The organism is Bacillus sp. JAS24-2, assembly GCF_008274905.1.
In the GTDB taxonomy this organism is placed as follows: domain Bacteria; phylum Bacillota; class Bacilli; order Bacillales; family Bacillaceae_G; genus Bacillus_A; species Bacillus_A cereus.
Genome location: NZ_CP031068.1, coordinates 557,895 through 576,780, shown reverse-complemented (window position 1 = coordinate 576,780; position 18,886 = coordinate 557,895). Strand labels below are relative to the sequence as shown.

Here is an 18,886-nt window from a genome sequence, read left to right as displayed (position 1 = left end):
GAGGTTACAACTATGGAAATTCGCTTATTAACAACAGAGGACGCAGAAATATATTTAAAAGTTTGTATGGAAGGTTTAACGAAGAATCCGGAAGCTTTTAGCTCTTCTTATGAAGATGTTCTTAAACATGAAAATCCTGTGGCTGCTATGGCTAAACGATTAAGCAATCCGGATAAGTATACTCTAGGTGTCTTCAAAGATAATGATTTAATTGGTATCGCTACTTTAGAAACAAAACCATTTATTAAACAAGAACATAAAGCAAAAATCGGTTCCGTTTTTGTTTCTCCAAAAGCGCGTGGCCTTGGAGCAGGACGAGCTCTAATTAAAGCAATTATTGAAAATGCCGATAAATTACATGTAGAACAACTTATGCTCGATGTTGTAGTTGGTAACGATGCAGCAAAAAAATTATATGAGTCATTAGGTTTCCAAACTTACGGCGTACAAGAGCGTTCATTAAAACATAACGGTCAATATTGGGACGAGGAACATATGGTTCTGTTCTTAAATGATTAATACTTCAATATAAAGTGAAACTTTACTCAGTGGGTGATTTTTCCATCCCCTACTGAGTATTAGCTGAACCAATCGGGCTTTTGCGGGGTAGTTTTCCAAAAACATCTTTCTTAATAAGAAAGATGTTTTTTTGCATTACAACAATGTAATCTTCATGTCACCTTTATCGATCGTACCAATCCTTACCATTCATTATACTAAAAATATAAAGTGAAACTTTACTCAGTGGGGAACTACATCCCACGCTGATCGCATGTACTTGATATGTAGAGGAGAATGTGACATGAAACAAAACAAACGAGCTATGCTTTTAATATTTACTACAGCAATTGTAACTTCTGGGTTAGCAATTTTACCTTGGTTTATCATATAGGAATACTCCCCTAACAATGAAAAAAGCTGATTGCTTCTTAAGAAGCAATCAGCTTTTTTTATATTATAAAATCCCCAAAATTTTATTTACGCAACTTATAATAATAACCATAGATACGGCAACGCACATGACAACCGTATTACGATCTTGCTTTTCTTTTTTTGAAATTTCTTCTTTTGAATTCATGTGTATGATCTCCTTTTAAAAAAAGTGTGAGATAGGAAATTTTTCTTATCCGATGCGAGGTGAATACGAAAACCCTCTCTATCTCACATACACAATAGAATGGAATTGTCATTTTATAAATAAAATGACATGACGTTATGTCGCAACATAGGGTATTTTGTGTCGCTACGTTTTTTATTATAAAAAATAGTTGTGCAAAACTAGTGCATTTTTTATGTCAATTACTCCGAGCGAAAAAATCATCCCTCCATTCAATCACATAAAAAGAGTTTTTTATTATTTTCATGTAAACTATACAAGTAGAATGAACAGTTTGGGGTGCACAAGATTATGGTAAAAATTTTATTAGTAGACGATGAAGAACGTATGTTACGATTATTAGATCTATTCTTAAGCCCTCGCGGCTATTTTTGTATGAAAGCTACCTCTGGCCTTGAAGCACTAAAATTAATCGAACAAAAAGAATTCGATATTATTTTATTAGATGTTATGATGCCGAATATGGATGGATGGGATACTTGCTATCAAATTCGTCAAATTTCTAACGTTCCTATCATTATGTTAACAGCTCGCAACCAAAACTACGATATGGTGAAAGGCCTCACGATGGGCGCAGATGATTATATTACAAAACCATTTGATGAGCATGTATTAGTCGCACGAATCGAGGCTATATTACGCCGTACAAAAAAAGATGGCTTTGTTAGTTTCAATGGTATTGAGTGGGATAAAACGAAACATACCGTCACAGTGTACGATGAAAAAATCTCGCTAACTCCTATCGAATTTTCGTTACTCGGACTATTTTTGCAAAATACAAACCGTGCTTATAGCCGAGATGATTTAATCGAAAAAATTTGGGGCTATGAAACAGATATCGAATATAGAACAATTGATTCACACATTCGTAATATCCGTGATAAACTACGCAAAAAAGGATTTCCGATTGAAGATTACCTAGAAACGGTCTATAAAGTCGGATATAAATGGAAAAGTGAATAATTACTTCGGTCAGTGGGAAATCGTATACCACTGACTCTTTATTATGAATAAGGTATGGTGAGAAAATGAGTAAACTTTCCCTTAAAATTGGGACATACTTTTTAATATTAGCTTTATGTATTGAAACAATTGCTTTCGTATCTTTTTATAAAAGCCTTTCAACAATGCGTGTGAAAGAAGAAACCGATGCTCTATTAGAGAAAGGTAATCGGTATCGTGATAAGATTGTAAACCGTGCAAGATGGAATGATCATTCTAAACAACAGCAATACACAGAACGTCCTAAACACCCTCGGTATCAGGATTTCACTATCGAGCATGCAGCTGAAGATTTAATCGGTTCCGAATTAATTGCTAATACTGATATCACAATCATTATAACTGACAATAACGGCAAAATTATTTCTAACTCAGAACCCATAACGAAAGACATGCAAAAACAACTTATTTGTAAAACAAAATCTATTCCAAAAAGCGGGTTAATTGTAGAAAGAAACTGGAAAAAATCAAAATTCATCTCAACAGTAAGTCCACTTGAAATTCAAGGATTTCAAGGTAATTTACATATGTTATTAAAAACATCTTTCTTAGAAAAGATGTTACTTAAACTCCTGCATCAATTTCTTATCATTAGTATTTTGACGATTATTTTAACAACTATTTCTGTCTTTGTTTTTTCTAAACTTATTACAGATCCTCTTATAAAAATGAAGAGAGCGACAGAAAAAATGTCAAAATTAAACAAGCCAATTCAATTAGGTATTAAACGAAATGATGAACTCGGAAGTTTAGCAAAAACAATTGAAGATTTATCGAGTGAGCTTACGTATATGAAAAAAGAGCGCAATGAATTTCTCGCTAGTGTCGCTCATGAACTATTAACTCCATTGACCTATATGAAAGGTTATGCAAAGGTAGCAAAGAGAGACTCTTTAACAAAAGCGGAGCGAGAAGAATACTTACAAATCATTGAGGATGAAACGGATAGTGTAACCGATCTCGTCCAAGATTTATTTATGCTTGTACAATTAGAACAACACCAATTTGTTATAAAAAAACAAAAAGTGCTTCTTCAGCCATTTTTAGAACGAATGGTTGAAAAGACAAAAACAACATTAACGAATAAGCAAATGCAACTTCATGTATATTGCAAAGATGATTTAGAAGTTTGTATAGACGAAAGACGTATGGAACAAGTTATGTTAAATTTATTACACAACGCTTATCAACATTCGCCAGAAAACACATCCATTACGATACGTGTACTCATAGAAACAGATTCTTTTACAATAAGTGTACAAGATGAAGGTGAAGGTATTCCTGAAGAAGATATCCCGCATATTTTTGACCGTTTTTATCGTGTTGATAAATCTAGAACACGAGCTACAGGCGGAAAAGGCATCGGGCTAGCTGTTGCAAAGGAAATTGTAGAATTGCATAACGGTTCTATTCTAGTAACAAGCCAATTAGGAGCGGGAACAAACTTTATAATCGAGCTACCTTTTGAATAATATGCGTGTGAAAACACCAGTAGTAGTAAACACTACTGGTGTTATTTTGTTCATAAAAACAGCTCATATAAGCTAAGCTTTTGAAATTATTCTTATTTCAATATAAAATAAAGGTACATTTGCAAAGATTTGGAGGGTGATATAATTGGATATCCATGTATTAACAAAAGACGAAGCAGAAATTTACTTAGAACTTCGCGTAGAAGGATTAAAGCAAAACCCTGAAGCATTCAGCTCTTCTTATGAAGATATTATTAATAAAGAGTGTGCGATTGAATATAAAGCACAAAAATTAGCACAAGATGAAAACTATACGCTAGGTGCATTTAAAGATGGAAAATTAATCGGGGTTGCAACACTGGAAACGAAACCATATGTAAAACAAGAACATAAAGCTAAAATCGGTTCTGTATATGTATCTCCAAAAGCACGCGGACTTGGAGCAGGAAAAGCACTTATTAAAGAATGTCTTGAGCTTGCTAAATCTTTAGAAGTAGAACAAGTTATGCTTGATGTTGTTGTTGGCAACGATGGAGCGAAAAAACTTTATGAATCATTAGGTTTTAAAACATTCGGTGTACAAGAACGTTCATTAAAATATAACGGACAATATTGGGACGAAGAGCATATGGTCTTATTCTTAGATGAAAATAAATAATAAAAAACATCCTCATGTTTGGAGGATGTTTTTTACTTTCTTGTAAACCATGCCGTGTGTAATAATTGAATCGCTTTCGCAATCTCTTCCTCTGATAATATCGCAAACCCAAGTAAAACTACACTCTCAGGCGCCATACCGTCTTTATAGTACGTAGACACAGGATATATTTTAATACTATATTTCGCAGCTTCTTGAATTAATTCTTCTTCCCGCATTCCATTATGCACTTTTAATAAAATGTGTAATCCCGAATCTTCTCCTATCACTTCAACACGATTAGAGAAATACTTCTCTATTTCAAAAACAAGTCTATCTCTCTTCTTTCGGTAGACAACACGCATTTTATGAATATGTTTTTCCCAATATCCTTCATTTAAAAATCTTCTAATCACTTCTTGATCTATTCTTGAAACACTTTGTGTATAAAATAAATATTGCTGTTGATACTTTTTAATTAATTTCTTCGGCAACACCATATAGCTCATCCGTAGCGATGGCAATAATGCTTTAGATAGCGTCCCCATATAAATAACTTTCCCCTCTGTATCTAACCCTTGCAGCGCCGGTATAGGCTTTCCAGAATAACGAAATTCACTATCGTAATCATCTTCAATAATATACCTGCTCTCTTCTTTCTTTGCCCATTGTAAAAGCTGCATCCTTCTCGTAATAGGCATAATCATTCCATATGGAAACTGATGGGAAGGTGTAACAAATACAACATTCGCATTGCTATTTTCTAAATCTGCAATACAAATTCCATCTCTATCTAAAGATAACATTTTGACTCTTGCTTCTCCCTGTTCAAAAACAACCATCTTCCTATGATACCCTGGGTTTTCAACTGCATAATTGCTTCCCTTTAACAATTGAAACAATAGTTTCACTAATATTTGTGTTCCCGCTCCTAATACAATTTGACTAGCTGAACAACGCACACCTCTAGATTCATACAAATAATTCGTAATCTCTTCTCTTAAGCTTGCTTCCCCTTGAGGGTGTCCTAGAAAGAGAAGTTCGTTATTATGCGGCTGCCATACTTCATTTACAATTTTCCGATACATATTAAATGGAAAAGCATTTGTATCAATTCCTGTTTGTGTAAAGTCAAATTTATAACACTTCTCCTGAAACGGGACTTCTTCTATCCTCTCTTCGCTATCCTCTACATGAACCATTTGCTCAATCTTGCATACAAAATAACCTTTTCTCGATATCGATTCAATATAACCTTCTGCAAGTAATTGTTCGTAGGCTGCCTCTACTGTATTTTTACTTACTTGTAAATGTATCGCTAACTTTCGCTTAGCCGGTAATTTCGTAAAAGCGACAATCGATCCATCTTTAATCTCTTTTTTTATATACTCATACAATTGCACATACAATGCCTTTTTACTATTCACATTTAAATTAGGCGTTAATTCTAACATAATATCTGACCCCTTAATAAAATTAAAATCTGATACTTTTTACAGTACCAGATTTTATATATAATTCCTTTTATCATGTCACACATAAAAAATCAAATACTGGAGAGGAGAAACATGATAATGAACAATGGTAGACGTATCGGACTCATTATGATTATTACAGGGGCTACATTATGGGGATTATCTGGTCCAATGATTCAGTGGCTATTTCAGCATACTAATGTATCCTCAATTGATTTTTTAACAATTCGATTGTTACTTGCAGGAATATTTATTTTGTCTTTCTTACTTATAAAGAAACAAAACATATTTCAAATTTGGAAACATCCTAGATATTCTATACAACTTATTATTTTCTCTATTCTCGGCATGCTTGGTGCGCAATACGCCTTTATCGAAACGGTTCATATTAGTAACGCGGTCACAGCAACGCTATTTCAATTTCTAGGTCCTGTTCTTATTACCATGTATGTTGCATTTGAACAAAGAAAATTCCCTGCTTCCATGCAACTATTCGCAATTATAGCCGCGCTAATAGGAACATACTTTATTATTACAAATGGCTCAATTGAAAATATTGTTTTATCTAAAGAAGCTATTATTTTTGGACTATTAACAGCAATTGGATTTGCATTTTATACCCTTCATCCAGCTTCACTTATTAAAGCATGCGGAACAACTATAGTAATTGGTTGGGGGATGTTAATCGGAGGAATTGCACTACTTATTTATAATCATTCATTCGGGTGGAATCAATTTTCACAAACCTTTACACTAAAAACTTTTTCTATGCTTATTCTTATCATTATTAGTGGTACCCTTTCTTTCCTTCTGTATATCGGTAGTCTTAAATATTTAGCAGCAACAGAAACAAGCATTTTATCTAGCATTGAACCCCTTGTAGCTGCCATCGTTTCAATCACTTGGCTAAATGAATCTTTTGGAGCATATCAATTATTAGGCGGCATATGTATCGTTCTGTCCGTTATTTTTTTGACGATGCCTCAAAAAGAAACCGAACCAACCTATACAACGGAACAAATATAAAATGAAACTTTAATTAGTGGGGCTATCTCCCACTGATTATTAACCTACACCAATCGGGCTTTTACGGGATACAAAATGTCAAAAGAGGTCGTACAAAACTTACGACCTCTTTTGACATTTTAAAGGAATTGTCCCGCCTTCTAGCAAATACAATTACACTAACAATAAAAACTAGGAGTGTGGCACCATGAAAAAAATCGGAACTATGCTACTTCTCTCCTTCCTCATCACTGGATGCACACAAGCACAACCTGATTCAAAAGCATCTAAAACTGAAGCTGTCGCAACGTCCAATCAAGTAAACGCACCTTCCTTCTTTCATCTTAGTGTTTTAAAAGATGTAAATTGGGAAGAAGCACCCTCATTCATAGACGGAAAAATACCTTTAAAAGGCATCGAAGGAAAAATCGCAATGGCTGATAGTCCTATTATCGCAAATGAACAAAATGAAATAATGTGGTACTTTCTAGATTCTGAAATACCAACTGGAAAATTGTCTATTATTGCGCTAAAACAAGGATCTGTAACGCCAACACCAGTACTCTTTCAAAAAGAAATTTCCAAACAAACTTGGACTACTTCAAATACAATCAATTCTACTACAAGCGAACTCCCTCTCGCTATGTCACTACCTTCATCTGGATTATGGTTATTAAATATATATGTGAATGAAAAATATTATGATCAGTTTGTAATCACCGCTGAGTAAAGCGACAAAAATAAACCACTTTCTTACAACAATGTAATTTCTACGTCATGTACTTCGATAGTTGAATTATCTCTCTTCTCTTATACTTAAAGTAAGAAATGAACGAGGAGAGATGAGAGATGAAAAAAATGATAGAAGTAATCGTAGCAGTAACTGAGGTTTTAGTGAATGGTAAACAAGTTGCAATGGAATTAAATAAATAGTGAAGAAACATAAATAATTCTACACTTCTTCATTATTTTGATTTCTTATCTCAAAAAAGCAGTGCCTTTTAGGCACTGCTTTTAGCTATTAATAACGTGGTATTTTCGTAATTTGTGCCACGCCTGAATCAATAGCTGCTTTCGCTACTGCTTCCGCAACACTTGGAACAACTCTTTTATCTAATGGATTCGGGATTACATAATTCGCATTACGTTCTTCATCAGTAATGATGTTAGCGATCCCATATGCTGCCGCTAATTTCATCTCTTCTGTAATATCAGTTGCGCGCACATCTAACGCACCGCGGAATATTCCGGGAAACGCCAATACATTATTTACTTGATTCGCATAATCCGAGCGCCCAGTTCCTACTACAGCTGCCCCAGCCTCTAATGCATCCTCAGGGAAGATTTCTGGAATTGGATTCGCCATTGCAAACACAATTGCTTTCGCATTCATCGTCTGTACAAGTTCTTTCGTTAATACGTTAGGAGCAGATACGCCAATAAAAATATCAGCTTGGTTAATCGCTTCTTTTAACGTTCCACGCACATGTTCACGATTTGTCTTTTTTGAAACTTCAATTTGTGCTTCGTTCATCCATGTTTCACCTTCACAAACAATACCTTCTAGGCTAACTAGCGTAATGTGCTTTGCACCAGCCTTTAATAATAATTTTCCAATTGCAATTCCTGCCGAACCCGCACCGTTAATAACGATTTTCACATTATCCATTTGTTTGCTAACAACTTTTAATGCATTAATAACAGCTGCTAAAACGACAATAGCTGTTCCATGTTGATCATCATGGAATACAGGAATATTCGTTTCTTCTTTTAATCGTTTTTCAATTTCAAAACAACGCGGTGCTGCAATATCTTCTAAATTAATCCCTGCAAATGTAGGCTCTAAATTTTTCACAAGGGTAACGATTTCATCTACATCCGTTGTGCCTAAACATAATGGGAAAGCATCTACATTCGCAAACTTCTTAAACAAAATACTTTTTCCTTCCATAACAGGCATAGCCGCTTTCGGTCCAATGTTTCCTAAACCGAGTACCGCTGTTCCATCTGAGACAACTGCCACCATATTACCACGTGCTGTATAGTCATACACCGTTTCTTCATCTGCCGCAATTGCTTTACAAGACTCCGCTACACCTGGTGTATACGTCAGGCTTAAATCATCCGCTGAATTTACTTCTACTTTACTTGTAATTTCAATTTTCCCTACTAATTCTTTATGCAATAACAATGATCTTTCATTAATTTGATTTGCTAACATACTTATAATCTCCCCTTAATTTGACAAGCTAGCTATATGAATATAGCTAGCTTGTTTGATCATGAAAACATCTTTAATAATATTGTCGCTGTTACAACCATTGCCGCTCCGCCTAAACGAGTCGAAATTTGCGCGAACGGCATTAATTCCATACGATTTGAAGCTGATAAAATAGCAACATCTCCAGTTCCACCTAAACCGCTATGACATCCAGTTACAATCGCTGATTCAACTGGATACATTTTCATCACTTTCCCTACAAGAAAACCTGATGCTACCATTGTAAGAACAACCGATGCGCACACAACAACATATCCTACTGAAAGAACTGCTGCTACGTCTTTTAACGGAATATATAGCAATCCTAATCCAACCATTAAAGGCCAAGTTAAATTCTTCGAAATAAATTTATATAAATGGAATGCTCCTTGCTCCATTTTTGCTGGCATTAATTTAAAGTATTTCACAAGCGCTGCTGAGAAAATCATAATGATTGCCCCAGGAATACCGATGAACTTAGAAGCAAATCCTCCGAAGATGAAGAACGTACACGCAATTAATAAACCTGCTCCCATTAATGAGAAGTCAATTGGCTTCTCTGTATTTTGTTCTTTTAATAATTCTGCTTGATTGTCTGTTTTCACTAATACACCGTTACCACTAAGCTCCGGTTTCTTCTCACCTAAACGCTTCATATACCCTGCACTTACAATTGCGAACATATTTCCAATAATAGCTGCTGGAATAAGCTGTGATACAAACGTTGCTGATGATTCATTTAAAATATCACTATAAGCTAGCGACAATGGTAAAATCCCTTCCCCGATACCACCACTCACAATTGGTACGATGATAAAGAAGAATGTGTGCTTCATTTCAAATCCAAATAATGAACCGACCAATAATCCTACTGCTACAGAAGCTAACGTCCCTATTACTAAAGGAATAAACATACGAACGAAACCTTGTACTAACACTTTACGGTTCATTCCTAAAATACTTCCGACTACTAAACAAGAAATATATAAATATAAAAAGTTCGATTTTTTCATTAACATAGTCGCAGCTTCCATTGAAGCTGGATTCATCCAGTTAAAAAATACAAGTAATGATGGAATAAATAACGAAAGTATTGCTGGACCACCGATATTTTTTAAAATTGGAATTCTCATCCCAATATCGCCTAAGAAAATCCCCATGATCATAATAACTGCAAATCCACCAATCATATCTGCTGGCAATTTATTATATACAGATGCCCCATAAATAATAGCAGCCAATACTACATATAACGGTAAAGGTATAACACCGATTTTTACATTCATAATTTTAGAAGCGAAAGATTCTCTTTGTACTTCATTTCCTTCAGAAAATGATACCGCTTCCACATTCTTTTGAATTCCCATATGGCACCCCCTCGTTTTCTTAATAACAATATTAAAACGCTTTCAATAGTAAAAATAGTTTTTGTAAGTTTTGTAATTGATTTTGTAATTAAAAAAAGTATAAGCGACTTATGTTAAGTCGCTTATACGTAAAACTCTATTTTCTTTTGATCAACACATCTTAATTTACTTACAGGTCTTCCCACATGTTGGTACATCATTTCGTTTTCTAACACCCCAATGTCAGTCAGAAACATTACATATTTTCGAATAGAAACTCTTGAAATTCCAACTAATTGTGCCATTTCATCTGTTGTAAATACTCTTCCATTCAGAGACTCGATCTTCTGCCAAATTAATTGCAACGTTTGCTTCGTTAACCCTTTTGGAAGCTCTTTCGTCACAGTAGGCTCTCTTTTTTCTTTTTGTAAAATTAATGAATCTAATTCCGATTGACTAATTTTTTGTTGTTCTTTCATGAAAGTAAGTTTTTCTCGATATATAGTTAATGCCTCTTTAAATCGTTCAAATGTAAATGGTTTAATTAAATAATCTACTACGCCATATTGTAATGCTTTTTTTATACTTCCCATATCATGTACAGCTGAAATCATTATAATATCGCTTTCTTTTTCTTGGTTCCGGATATACATTAAAAGCTCAAAACCAGTCTCTTCAGGCATAAAAATATCAAGTAATACTAAATCTACTTGTGATTTCTCTAATATTTCTATCGCTGACTTTACTGAGTTAACTGCTTGAACAAGTTCAAATCCTCCTACTTGCTCTAAATAATGCGTATTTAACATTGCTACCATCGGGTCATCTTCTACAATTAAAACTTTAATCATATTTGCCTCTCATCCCTACCTTTAGGTATTTCAATCGTTATCGTTGTTCCCTTTCCTACTAATGAATGCATATGAATTTCCCCATTTATTCGCTGTATACTTTCTTTTACAAGATACAAACCATAACCGCGGTTATCTCCCTTTGTGGAATAACCTTTCGTAAATAATTCCTCTATTTCTTTTTCTTGTATACCTTTTCCCGTATCTTGCACTGTAATAGTTAGTATATCCCCATGTTGTATCTTAACTTCAACTCGCTTCTTTTCACAATTCGTAACTGCCTCTAATGCATTATCAATTAAATTTCCGACAATCGTAATAAGTTCATGAGTAATACTTTCAACATCTATTTCCGGCATGTAAGAATCTTCACTTATAATTAATTTTATATTTTTCTCTCTAGCATAGCTGAGCTTACCTAGTAAAAAACCAGCAAATACTGGACTTTTTATTCTTTTCATAACTCCACCAATTTCATATTGATGCTCTGATACCATGCCGCTTATATACTTCTGTAATTCTTCATACTGTTTCATATGTGTAAGCCCTAATACGACATGCATCTTATTCATAAACTCATGAGATTGTGCCCGTAATGCTTCTGCATATAGTCTAATACCAGTTAGTTCCTCTGCTAGTTTTCTAATCTCTGTTTTATCACGAAATGTTGCAATTGCACCAACTATTTCTCCTTTTACATATAAAGGAACTCGATTCGTCACAATCGTAATTCCATAAATATTTTGTTCTTCGTTTAATTGTACTTCTCCCGTTTGCAATACTTCTTTTATACGTGAATTTGGCATATACAACTCAACATCTTTACCGATAAAATCTTCTTCAAGTCCGCTTTTTTTAAATAGACGTTTCGCTTCATTATTAATTAACGTTACTCTAGCCTCTTTATCTACAGCAATAATACCTTCCTTTACAGATTGTAGCATCGTATTTCTTTCTTCAAGAATTTTTGCTATCCTGTGCGGCTCAAGACCGAATAAACTTTTCTTTATATGTCTAGCTAGCAATATTGCTCCTATAATTCCGACTAATACCCCCACTCCGACACCAATATAAATAATATGTCTACTTTCCTTAACTCTCTCTTTTACATTATCTGCTGAAATACCAACAGCCACTGCTCCAAGTTGTTCACCTGTTTCAGAAAATATTGGTACAAACACTCGCATGGAAATACCTAAAGTTCCTTCTGCTAACGATACATGTTCTTTTCCTTTCAATGCAGGCCCTTCATCTCCCCCAATAAAATGATGCCCTATTTTTTGAGGATTTGGATGTGACTTTCTTATTCCATTCATGTCCATAACTACAATAAATTGAACACCTGTGTTTTGTAATATTCTATTTGTATACGTTTGGATTGCAGAGGTATCTGCTTTCCCAACCAAACCATCGATTACAATCGAATCATTCGCCACAATGTGTGCAATTGTTTTTGCTTTCTCTGCTTGGCTATCCTCCGTCGTCCGTTCTACATTATGACTAATTAATATATCTGTCACAAGTAAAGAAAAAATTACAACTGTACAAACTAACAATGTAATCGTTTTCCATAAATTCCATAGTCTTTTTCTTTTTTTCATCCTGTTAATGACTCCCCTAATTGCTGAATAGAAAAATAAGTAAGGTGATATTATTTTCACCTTACTTATCTGCTGTTATTATACTTTAAATTTACTAGTCATCGCTTGTAGTTCTTCTGCCATCTCAGCTAAGTTTTGCGAAGCTGAACTAATTTCCTCCATGGAATTAACCTGTTCTTCTGTTGAAGCTGCAACACTTTGCATACTAGCTGTATTTTCTTCTGCAGCAGCTGCAATTTCATCAATAGCATTTGTCACTTCATTTGCATCTCCAGCAATTCTCTTCGTTGTTTCTACCATTTGATTAACTTGAGAAACAATATGTGTAGTAGAACTTAAAATTTCCGTAAAACTTACTTTCGTTTTTGTTACAACATCAAGGCCTTGTTGAACTTCTCCATTCACATTATCCATCGCCTTAACAGTATGTTCAATATCCGCCTTAATTTCTGCAATTAAATTTGCAATCTCTCCAGATGACTCTCCTGATTGCTCTGCTAATTTTCTAACCTCATCTGCTACAATAGCAAATCCTCGTCCCTGTTCACCTGCTCTTGCTGCTTCAATAGCCGCATTTAAAGCTAATAAGTTTGTTTGAGTTGCAATGTTTTGAATTGCTTCAGAAATAGCTCCTACTTGCTTTGATTTCTCATCAAGAAGTTTAATAATAGCATCTGACTCGGATACCGACCTAGAAATAGACTGCATTTGTTTTGCGGTTTGTTCAACTAAATCTTCTCCCTCTTCAGCTCTTTCACGGGCATGTAATGAGGAAATAGAAATTGACTCTGCGCTTCCAGTTACATCTTGAATTGCTGTATTTACTTGTTGTAATGTAGCCGCACCTTCTTCAACACCTTGACTTTGTGACTCAGCCCCACCTGATACTTGTTCCATCGCAATTGTAATTTGATCTGTCGCATCATTTGCTTGCTGTACGCTCGCTGTTAACTCTTCAGCCGATGCTGCAACATGTTCTGCTGAAAAGCTAATTTGGGTAATAACATCTTGTAAAGACATAGACATTTCATTAAATGAATTCCCTAATTTCCCTATGTCATCCTTGGAATGGATTGTAATTTTCTCTGTTAAATCTCCCTTACTAATTTTATATGCCGATTCAGCTATTTTTCGTAATGGCCCTGTAATAGACTTTGTAATGAAATAAATTAATATACTACCAAATGCAATAGCAATAGCAATGACAATCAAAGTCTTATAAAACACTGGACTGGCAGCTTGGTTAATTTCTTCATCGAACATAACACCAACTACTTTCCAGCCTGTTTTCTCATTTGTTACAAAGATTAAATTCTTTTTATCATCTTGTTCTGTATAAGACACATTTCCTTGTTTTTCTTCATAAATTGGTTTAATCCAAGGATCAGTAACTTTTGCACCTGGTTTTCTAGATGGATGACTAACAATTTGCTTATTTTGATCTAAAATAACTGCATAACCTTTTTCACCAATATTAATCATTTTGGAAATTTTTAAGATGTTATCTAAATTTAAGTTAATTCCTATAACACCTTTACCATCTTTTACTTCTTTAGCAATTGTCACTACCATATTTTTGGTAGATGCTGATTGATATGGTGAAGTAACAATTACTTTCCCTTTATTTTCATGTGCTTCTTTATACCAAGATCTATCTCTTGGATTGTATCCATCAGCCATTTGGATAAATGGTTCTCTTATAAACTTTCCCGTCTCTGTTCCAATATAAATACCTTCTACTTCTGGATGAAGTTTTATATATTGCGCTAGCTTCGTTCTTACTATTTCTTCCTGTCCATTTAGATATGTATCTTCTGTTAAGATGTCTGCAAAGTACGTCGCATCAACAAATTTCTCTTCTATATTTTGAGAAATAACAGTATTTAAAATCGAAATATTCTCCTTTGCTTTAGCTGTCATTTGATGTTCAAAATTTGTTTTGGCAGTTTGATATGAAACACCACCAATAATAATTCCTGGTATAGTTAAAATAATAAAGAATGAAATGATTAATTTTTTATTGATACTCATACATTTAACCCAGTTAAATATTTTTTGCATAATAAGCCTCCTTTATGTAATGTGGATACTTGTGTCATTTTATACAATTAACATGCATAAAACAATATATAATGATAACATGTAAATTTTTCGTCAATTATGCATTTTTGCATATCCACTCCTTATACGTATTTTAATCATAAAAATAAGAGAACTTTAGCATTATATATGCTAAAGTTCTCTTATTTCTTAACAGCTTCTACTCTATAAAACTTCTCTTATAATCCTTAAATTTTTACCCTTCGCCTTATAGTCATATTACTAAAACTCTTCGTCCTAATTTATTTGACGCTCTTTACATAACTAATTGCCTGACTTCCCATTTGTACCCATGCCTGTTCAAAGGTTTCTCTCGGTACTTTTACATCTAAGCTATCCTCAAGTGGATCTCGAATATATACAAATTCCTGATCATATCCAATAAGTACAACACAATGTTCATTATACGTAATAGAAACATCTCCACTATTTGTTTCCCATGTAGTAAATTCAGCTGCATCTAATGGTGCAAATGTTGCATTTGTGATCATGACTACAGGTTGCCCTGCTTTTATCCTCTTATAAATTTCTTCTATATTCTTCCCTGTTAAGTCTACAGCTTTATTAGGTAAATATTTTTCCGCTAACTGAAAAAGTGGCCCATGATATACACCATATCCCGATTCAGAAAATGTATAAATATTACCTACAAATCCTTCATTTGGATTCCCGCGCACACCATCGTCTATAAAATCAACTTTTTTTATTTCATTTGCTAATGTCATCTTATCCACTGAAACACCAGCGTATTGTAACATCATCGCTAAGCTTGTCACTTCACAGCCTCTATCTAGCTCTGGTAGTTGCTGAATTAATGGTACACTTGATAAAATGACCTTTTCATCATTATTACTAAATTCCGGTTCTTTCCCGTTTTGTATATTGAAGAATGTCCACTTCTCCCCATACTTTGTAATTCCATTTGTATATACACTCCATACCGCTATAGCTAGTAATGCTATACATATATACCACTTAAACCTCCGTATCACTCTCACGCCCTTTTTAGTTCGTTAAATAAGAATAAAATGCGTCAGCATCCGTTCGAATCACTGGTACAAAATTTAGTTCTTTTTCTCTCTCAGGTTGATCTTTTTTTATTTTTTCTGTTAGCTCTTGAATATTCATGTTCGCTTTGTCCATATTAAGCTCATCTGCCAATTGTAGCACCTTTTGTTCATTAATTTCTCTTAATACTTGATATATATCTTTCCCATATAAATCAATATGATATTTTTTTGCTTCTTCCTGCACTTTTTGTTCGTACACCTCTTGTGCTAACACTTCTATCTCTTTTCCTTTTGGTGAAATACCTAACTTCCCTGCTTCCTCTCTTACTTTCGTTCCATAGATTTCTTCTGCAATGTCCTCTATTTCTTTTCCATTTGTCGAAATACCTAATTTATCCGCTTCATCATTAATTTTAATCGTATTAATTTGATTAATTAAATTTACAATTGATGTATTTTCTATAGATATGCCTAGTTTTAACGCTTCTTGCTTTACTTTTGTTTCATAGATTTCTTCTGACAGCGTCCCAACATCTTTTCCTTCAATCGAAATTCCTAGCTGCTTCGCTTCTCTTCCTACTTCTGTCTCATGAATTTCTTTTTCTAACGTAATTTGTTCTTTCCCTTCCGTTTCAATACCTAGATTCTCTGCCTTTTCTTCTGTATGCACAGCATGTATCTTTCCATTATTTAATTGTTCTTTACTACGTTGTGTGTAATCTGTCTTTCCTTTTGATGTTTCAGAAGGAGAGGCACCCCCTAATATACTTAAGCTCATTACTCCAATAGTGAATACCGTCATCATTTTCTTTTTCAAAATTAATTCCTCCCTCTTATACTTTCTTTCCCATCATTCCCCTAGTTTTTTTAATACTATACATACATCTCATCGCTGCTTGAGATAACATTATGATTGATAAACCCCACTCACATACACCTAGTCTCTTCTTCATGTAACGAACTTTCTTCATGCCATATATAATATAAATAGTTTCTTAACTTTGTCTTAAAAAAAGACGACCTTGTAAAAACAAGATCGTCTTCTTACTTATATTTTTTGGTTTTTAGGGAAAATCACTTCAAAACAAGTGCCATCTCCCCATTTGCTCTCTACTGATATTTTTCCGTAATGCTTTTCTACAATCCAATTTGCGATTGAAAGACCTAATCCAGCTCCTTCTGACGTACTTCTTGCTCTATCCCCTTGATAAAAACGATCAAATAATTTCGGAATATCTTCTTCTTTCACTCCTATCCCGTCATCTTTCACCTGTATGCGAATCGAACTACTCGTTTGCGTGCAATCAATTTGAATATGCCCGCCTTCGTTTGTATACTTCATCGCATTATCTAACAGTATGACCATCATTTGATGAATCCGCTCTCTATCAGCCATAAAAGATACGTCACGTTCTACTTTTAGTATCATTTCTTTTTCTTGATAAGAAGCAATCTCTTTATATGGAGCTACTATTTCTTCTAACAATTTATCAAGTTCAAATGTTTTTTTATCCATCTCAATTTGATTAGAATCAGAACGTGCTAGTAATAATAAATTACTAACGAGTTTTGATAACCGCCTACATTCTTTTGAAATTGTAGAAATATCCATCGCTTTTTCTTCTATCGTAGCGGATGGTGACTGAAATAACACATCCGTTTTTGATTGAATAACTGCAAGCGGTGTCCTTAGTTCATGTGATGCATCAGAAACGAATTGCTGCTGTTTCTCCCATGAATTTTGAATAGGTACGAGTGCTCTGCCAGCTAGGAAAAAGCCGATACCTATCGCACATAAACTTCCTATGCTACAACCTATAACGAGGATTAAAAATAAAGTATTTAACATTCCTTCTTCCGCTGTTATATCTCGCACGATTTGAACTATTTCTCCATCTTTTTGAAGCGAAAATGCTCTAAAATATCGTCCTTGTACTTTGATATCTTGTAACTCCCCTATTTTTTCCGGAGAAAACTTTTCCAAATTCTCTTCAAAAATTGAACGGAATTTACGATTATCGCCCTCTATTTTCACTATTTTCCCATTCCAAGTTATTCTAGTTACTCGCGGATCTCCAATTTGGATATTCTCCATACGTTTTCTTGGTGGTATTTTAACATCTAATTTTTCTCTATACTGAGCCATCATTTTTATAGATTGATCCACTTCATTATAAATACGCTTATATGTGTATGAATAAATAATACTACCTAATATACCTATTAATAGGATAAATACTAATGAATTCACTATAGTCAAACGAATGCGTGTCTTTTGAAACATACTTCCCTTTTTCATTGTTCTTTTAATATATATCCAATACCTCGAACAGTTTGAATATCTTTCTGATAACCGAATGGTTCTAATTTTTTACGCAAATGATGCACATACACTTCCACAATGGCTACTGTCGTATCTGAATCAAATCCCCAAACACGATCAAAAATTTGTTCACGCATTAAAATCTTCCCGCTATTTTGAATGAGATACTCTAGTAGCTCATATTGTTTCAATGTCAACTTAATACTTTGTCCATCTACTTGAACGTCTTTATCTTTTCCGAACAATTCAATCCCTTTATAACGAATCGTTTGCTGCGTTGTTAAACTACCACTTCTGCGTAGTAAAGCGCGAATTCTCGCTTTTAATTCAGGGGCCTGAAATGGCTTAACGATATAGTCATCTCCACCAAAATCCAATCCCTTCACCCGATCTTCTAAAGAATCTCTCGCTGTCAAAAACAGGACTGGTGTTTCAATCTTTTCATCACGTATTTTTTGAATTACTTCAAATCCATCCATCCCTGGCATCATCACATCCAGCAAAATTGCATCATATATATTTTGAAGCGCTAAAAACAATCCATCTTCTCCATTTATTGCCGTATCTACTTCAAATTCATCACGCAAAATTTGTACGATAGACTCTAATAACGAGGCATTATCTTCTACTACAAGTAAGCGCATGCTCTCACCTTCCATCAAATAGTTCAATTCTATTTATTATTAC

General features: G+C 34.2%; 17 protein-coding genes and 1 pseudogene. 6 read left to right on the top strand and 12 right to left on the bottom strand.

What is annotated here, in order from left to right; translation table 11 throughout:
- The first annotated feature begins 12 nt into the window (after positions 1–12).
- Positions 13–519, top strand: coding sequence for a GNAT family N-acetyltransferase (locus DN407_RS03035; RefSeq protein ID WP_000405883.1), 507 nt, complete (start codon positions 13–15; stop codon positions 517–519).
- 436 nt (positions 520–955) lie between these two features.
- Here DN407_RS03035 and DN407_RS32030 read toward each other — a convergent pair whose 3' ends face one another.
- A complete protein-coding gene (locus DN407_RS32030) occupies positions 956–1,078 on the bottom strand; it encodes a hypothetical protein (protein ID WP_001085006.1) in 123 nt (40 codons plus the stop codon).
- A 330-nt stretch (positions 1,079–1,408) separates the two neighbouring features.
- Here DN407_RS32030 and DN407_RS03030 point away from each other — a divergent pair, with 330 nt between their 5' ends.
- The 3 genes from DN407_RS03030 (at position 1,409) to DN407_RS03020 (ending at position 4,249) form a co-directional block, all read left to right on the top strand.
- On the top strand, positions 1,409–2,080 hold the full coding sequence (locus DN407_RS03030; protein WP_000238956.1) for a response regulator transcription factor: 672 nt from the start codon (positions 1,409–1,411) through the stop codon (positions 2,078–2,080).
- A 65-nt stretch (positions 2,081–2,145) separates the two neighbouring features.
- Positions 2,146–3,591, top strand: a complete 1,446-nt coding sequence (locus DN407_RS03025) for a HAMP domain-containing sensor histidine kinase (RefSeq protein ID WP_149215995.1) — start codon at positions 2,146–2,148, stop codon at positions 3,589–3,591.
- 145 nt (positions 3,592–3,736) lie between these two features.
- On the top strand, positions 3,737–4,249 hold the full coding sequence (locus tag DN407_RS03020) for a GNAT family N-acetyltransferase (protein ID WP_000351212.1): 513 nt from the start codon (positions 3,737–3,739) through the stop codon (positions 4,247–4,249).
- A gap of 32 nt (positions 4,250–4,281) precedes the next feature.
- On the opposite strand, the gene pdxR is transcribed toward DN407_RS03020, so the two are convergent.
- Positions 4,282–5,682, bottom strand: coding sequence for a MocR-like pyridoxine biosynthesis transcription factor PdxR (pdxR, locus tag DN407_RS03015; RefSeq protein WP_098451050.1), 1,401 nt, complete (start codon positions 5,680–5,682; stop codon positions 4,282–4,284).
- A 120-nt stretch (positions 5,683–5,802) separates the two neighbouring features.
- On the opposite strand from pdxR, the gene DN407_RS03010 reads away from it, so the two are divergent.
- Together DN407_RS03010 and DN407_RS03005 are read left to right on the top strand one after the other, a co-directional pair.
- Positions 5,803–6,729 (top strand): DMT family transporter, encoded by a 927-nt coding sequence (locus DN407_RS03010; protein ID WP_097856369.1) that lies wholly within the window; start codon positions 5,803–5,805, stop codon positions 6,727–6,729.
- A 187-nt stretch (positions 6,730–6,916) separates the two neighbouring features.
- Entirely contained in the window at positions 6,917–7,438 is a 522-nt protein-coding gene (locus DN407_RS03005) for a DUF4871 domain-containing protein (protein WP_000719682.1), read from the top strand.
- A gap of 291 nt (positions 7,439–7,729) precedes the next feature.
- Here DN407_RS03005 and DN407_RS03000 read toward each other — a convergent pair whose 3' ends face one another.
- The 10 genes and pseudogenes from DN407_RS03000 to DN407_RS02960 all read right to left on the bottom strand — a co-directional run bounded on the left by DN407_RS03000 (position 7,730) and on the right by DN407_RS02960 (position 18,843).
- Positions 7,730–8,929, bottom strand: coding sequence for an NAD(P)-dependent malic enzyme (locus DN407_RS03000; RefSeq protein ID WP_149215994.1), 1,200 nt, complete (start codon positions 8,927–8,929; stop codon positions 7,730–7,732).
- 59 nt (positions 8,930–8,988) lie between these two features.
- Positions 8,989–10,335, bottom strand: coding sequence for a 2-hydroxycarboxylate transporter family protein (locus DN407_RS02995; protein WP_098451048.1), 1,347 nt, complete (start codon positions 10,333–10,335; stop codon positions 8,989–8,991).
- Positions 10,336–10,457: 122 nt separating this feature from the next.
- On the bottom strand, positions 10,458–11,165 hold the full coding sequence (locus DN407_RS02990; RefSeq protein ID WP_149215993.1) for a response regulator: 708 nt from the start codon (positions 11,163–11,165) through the stop codon (positions 10,458–10,460).
- Complete coding sequence (locus DN407_RS02985) at positions 11,162–12,766, bottom strand: sensor histidine kinase (RefSeq protein ID WP_000746423.1); 1,605 nt, start codon at positions 12,764–12,766, stop codon at positions 11,162–11,164. The genes DN407_RS02990 and DN407_RS02985 overlap by 4 nt, the downstream gene beginning before the upstream one ends.
- Positions 12,767–12,844: 78 nt before the next feature.
- Positions 12,845–13,663 carry a methyl-accepting chemotaxis protein gene (locus DN407_RS32885; protein WP_432804035.1) on the bottom strand — a complete coding sequence of 273 codons (819 nt, stop codon included), beginning with the start codon at positions 13,661–13,663 and terminating at the stop codon, positions 12,845–12,847.
- 120 nt (positions 13,664–13,783) lie between these two features.
- A pseudogene (locus DN407_RS32880) lies at positions 13,784–14,686 on the bottom strand (HAMP domain-containing protein); the annotation flags it as partial.
- A gap of 422 nt (positions 14,687–15,108) precedes the next feature.
- Positions 15,109–15,858 (bottom strand): C39 family peptidase, encoded by a 750-nt coding sequence (locus DN407_RS02975; RefSeq protein WP_000621163.1) that lies wholly within the window; start codon positions 15,856–15,858, stop codon positions 15,109–15,111.
- Between the two features lie 13 nt (positions 15,859–15,871).
- Positions 15,872–16,693: a hypothetical protein gene (locus DN407_RS02970; protein WP_000728596.1), complete on the bottom strand. Its 822-nt coding sequence runs from the start codon at positions 16,691–16,693 to the stop codon at positions 15,872–15,874.
- Between the two features lie 231 nt (positions 16,694–16,924).
- Positions 16,925–18,175 (bottom strand): sensor histidine kinase, encoded by a 1,251-nt coding sequence (locus DN407_RS02965; RefSeq protein ID WP_000715830.1) that lies wholly within the window; start codon positions 18,173–18,175, stop codon positions 16,925–16,927.
- Positions 18,172–18,843, bottom strand: coding sequence for a response regulator transcription factor (locus DN407_RS02960; RefSeq protein WP_001238623.1), 672 nt, complete (start codon positions 18,841–18,843; stop codon positions 18,172–18,174). Before DN407_RS02960 ends, DN407_RS02965 begins: the two co-directional genes overlap by 4 nt.
- Between the last annotated feature and the right edge of the window lie 43 nt (positions 18,844–18,886).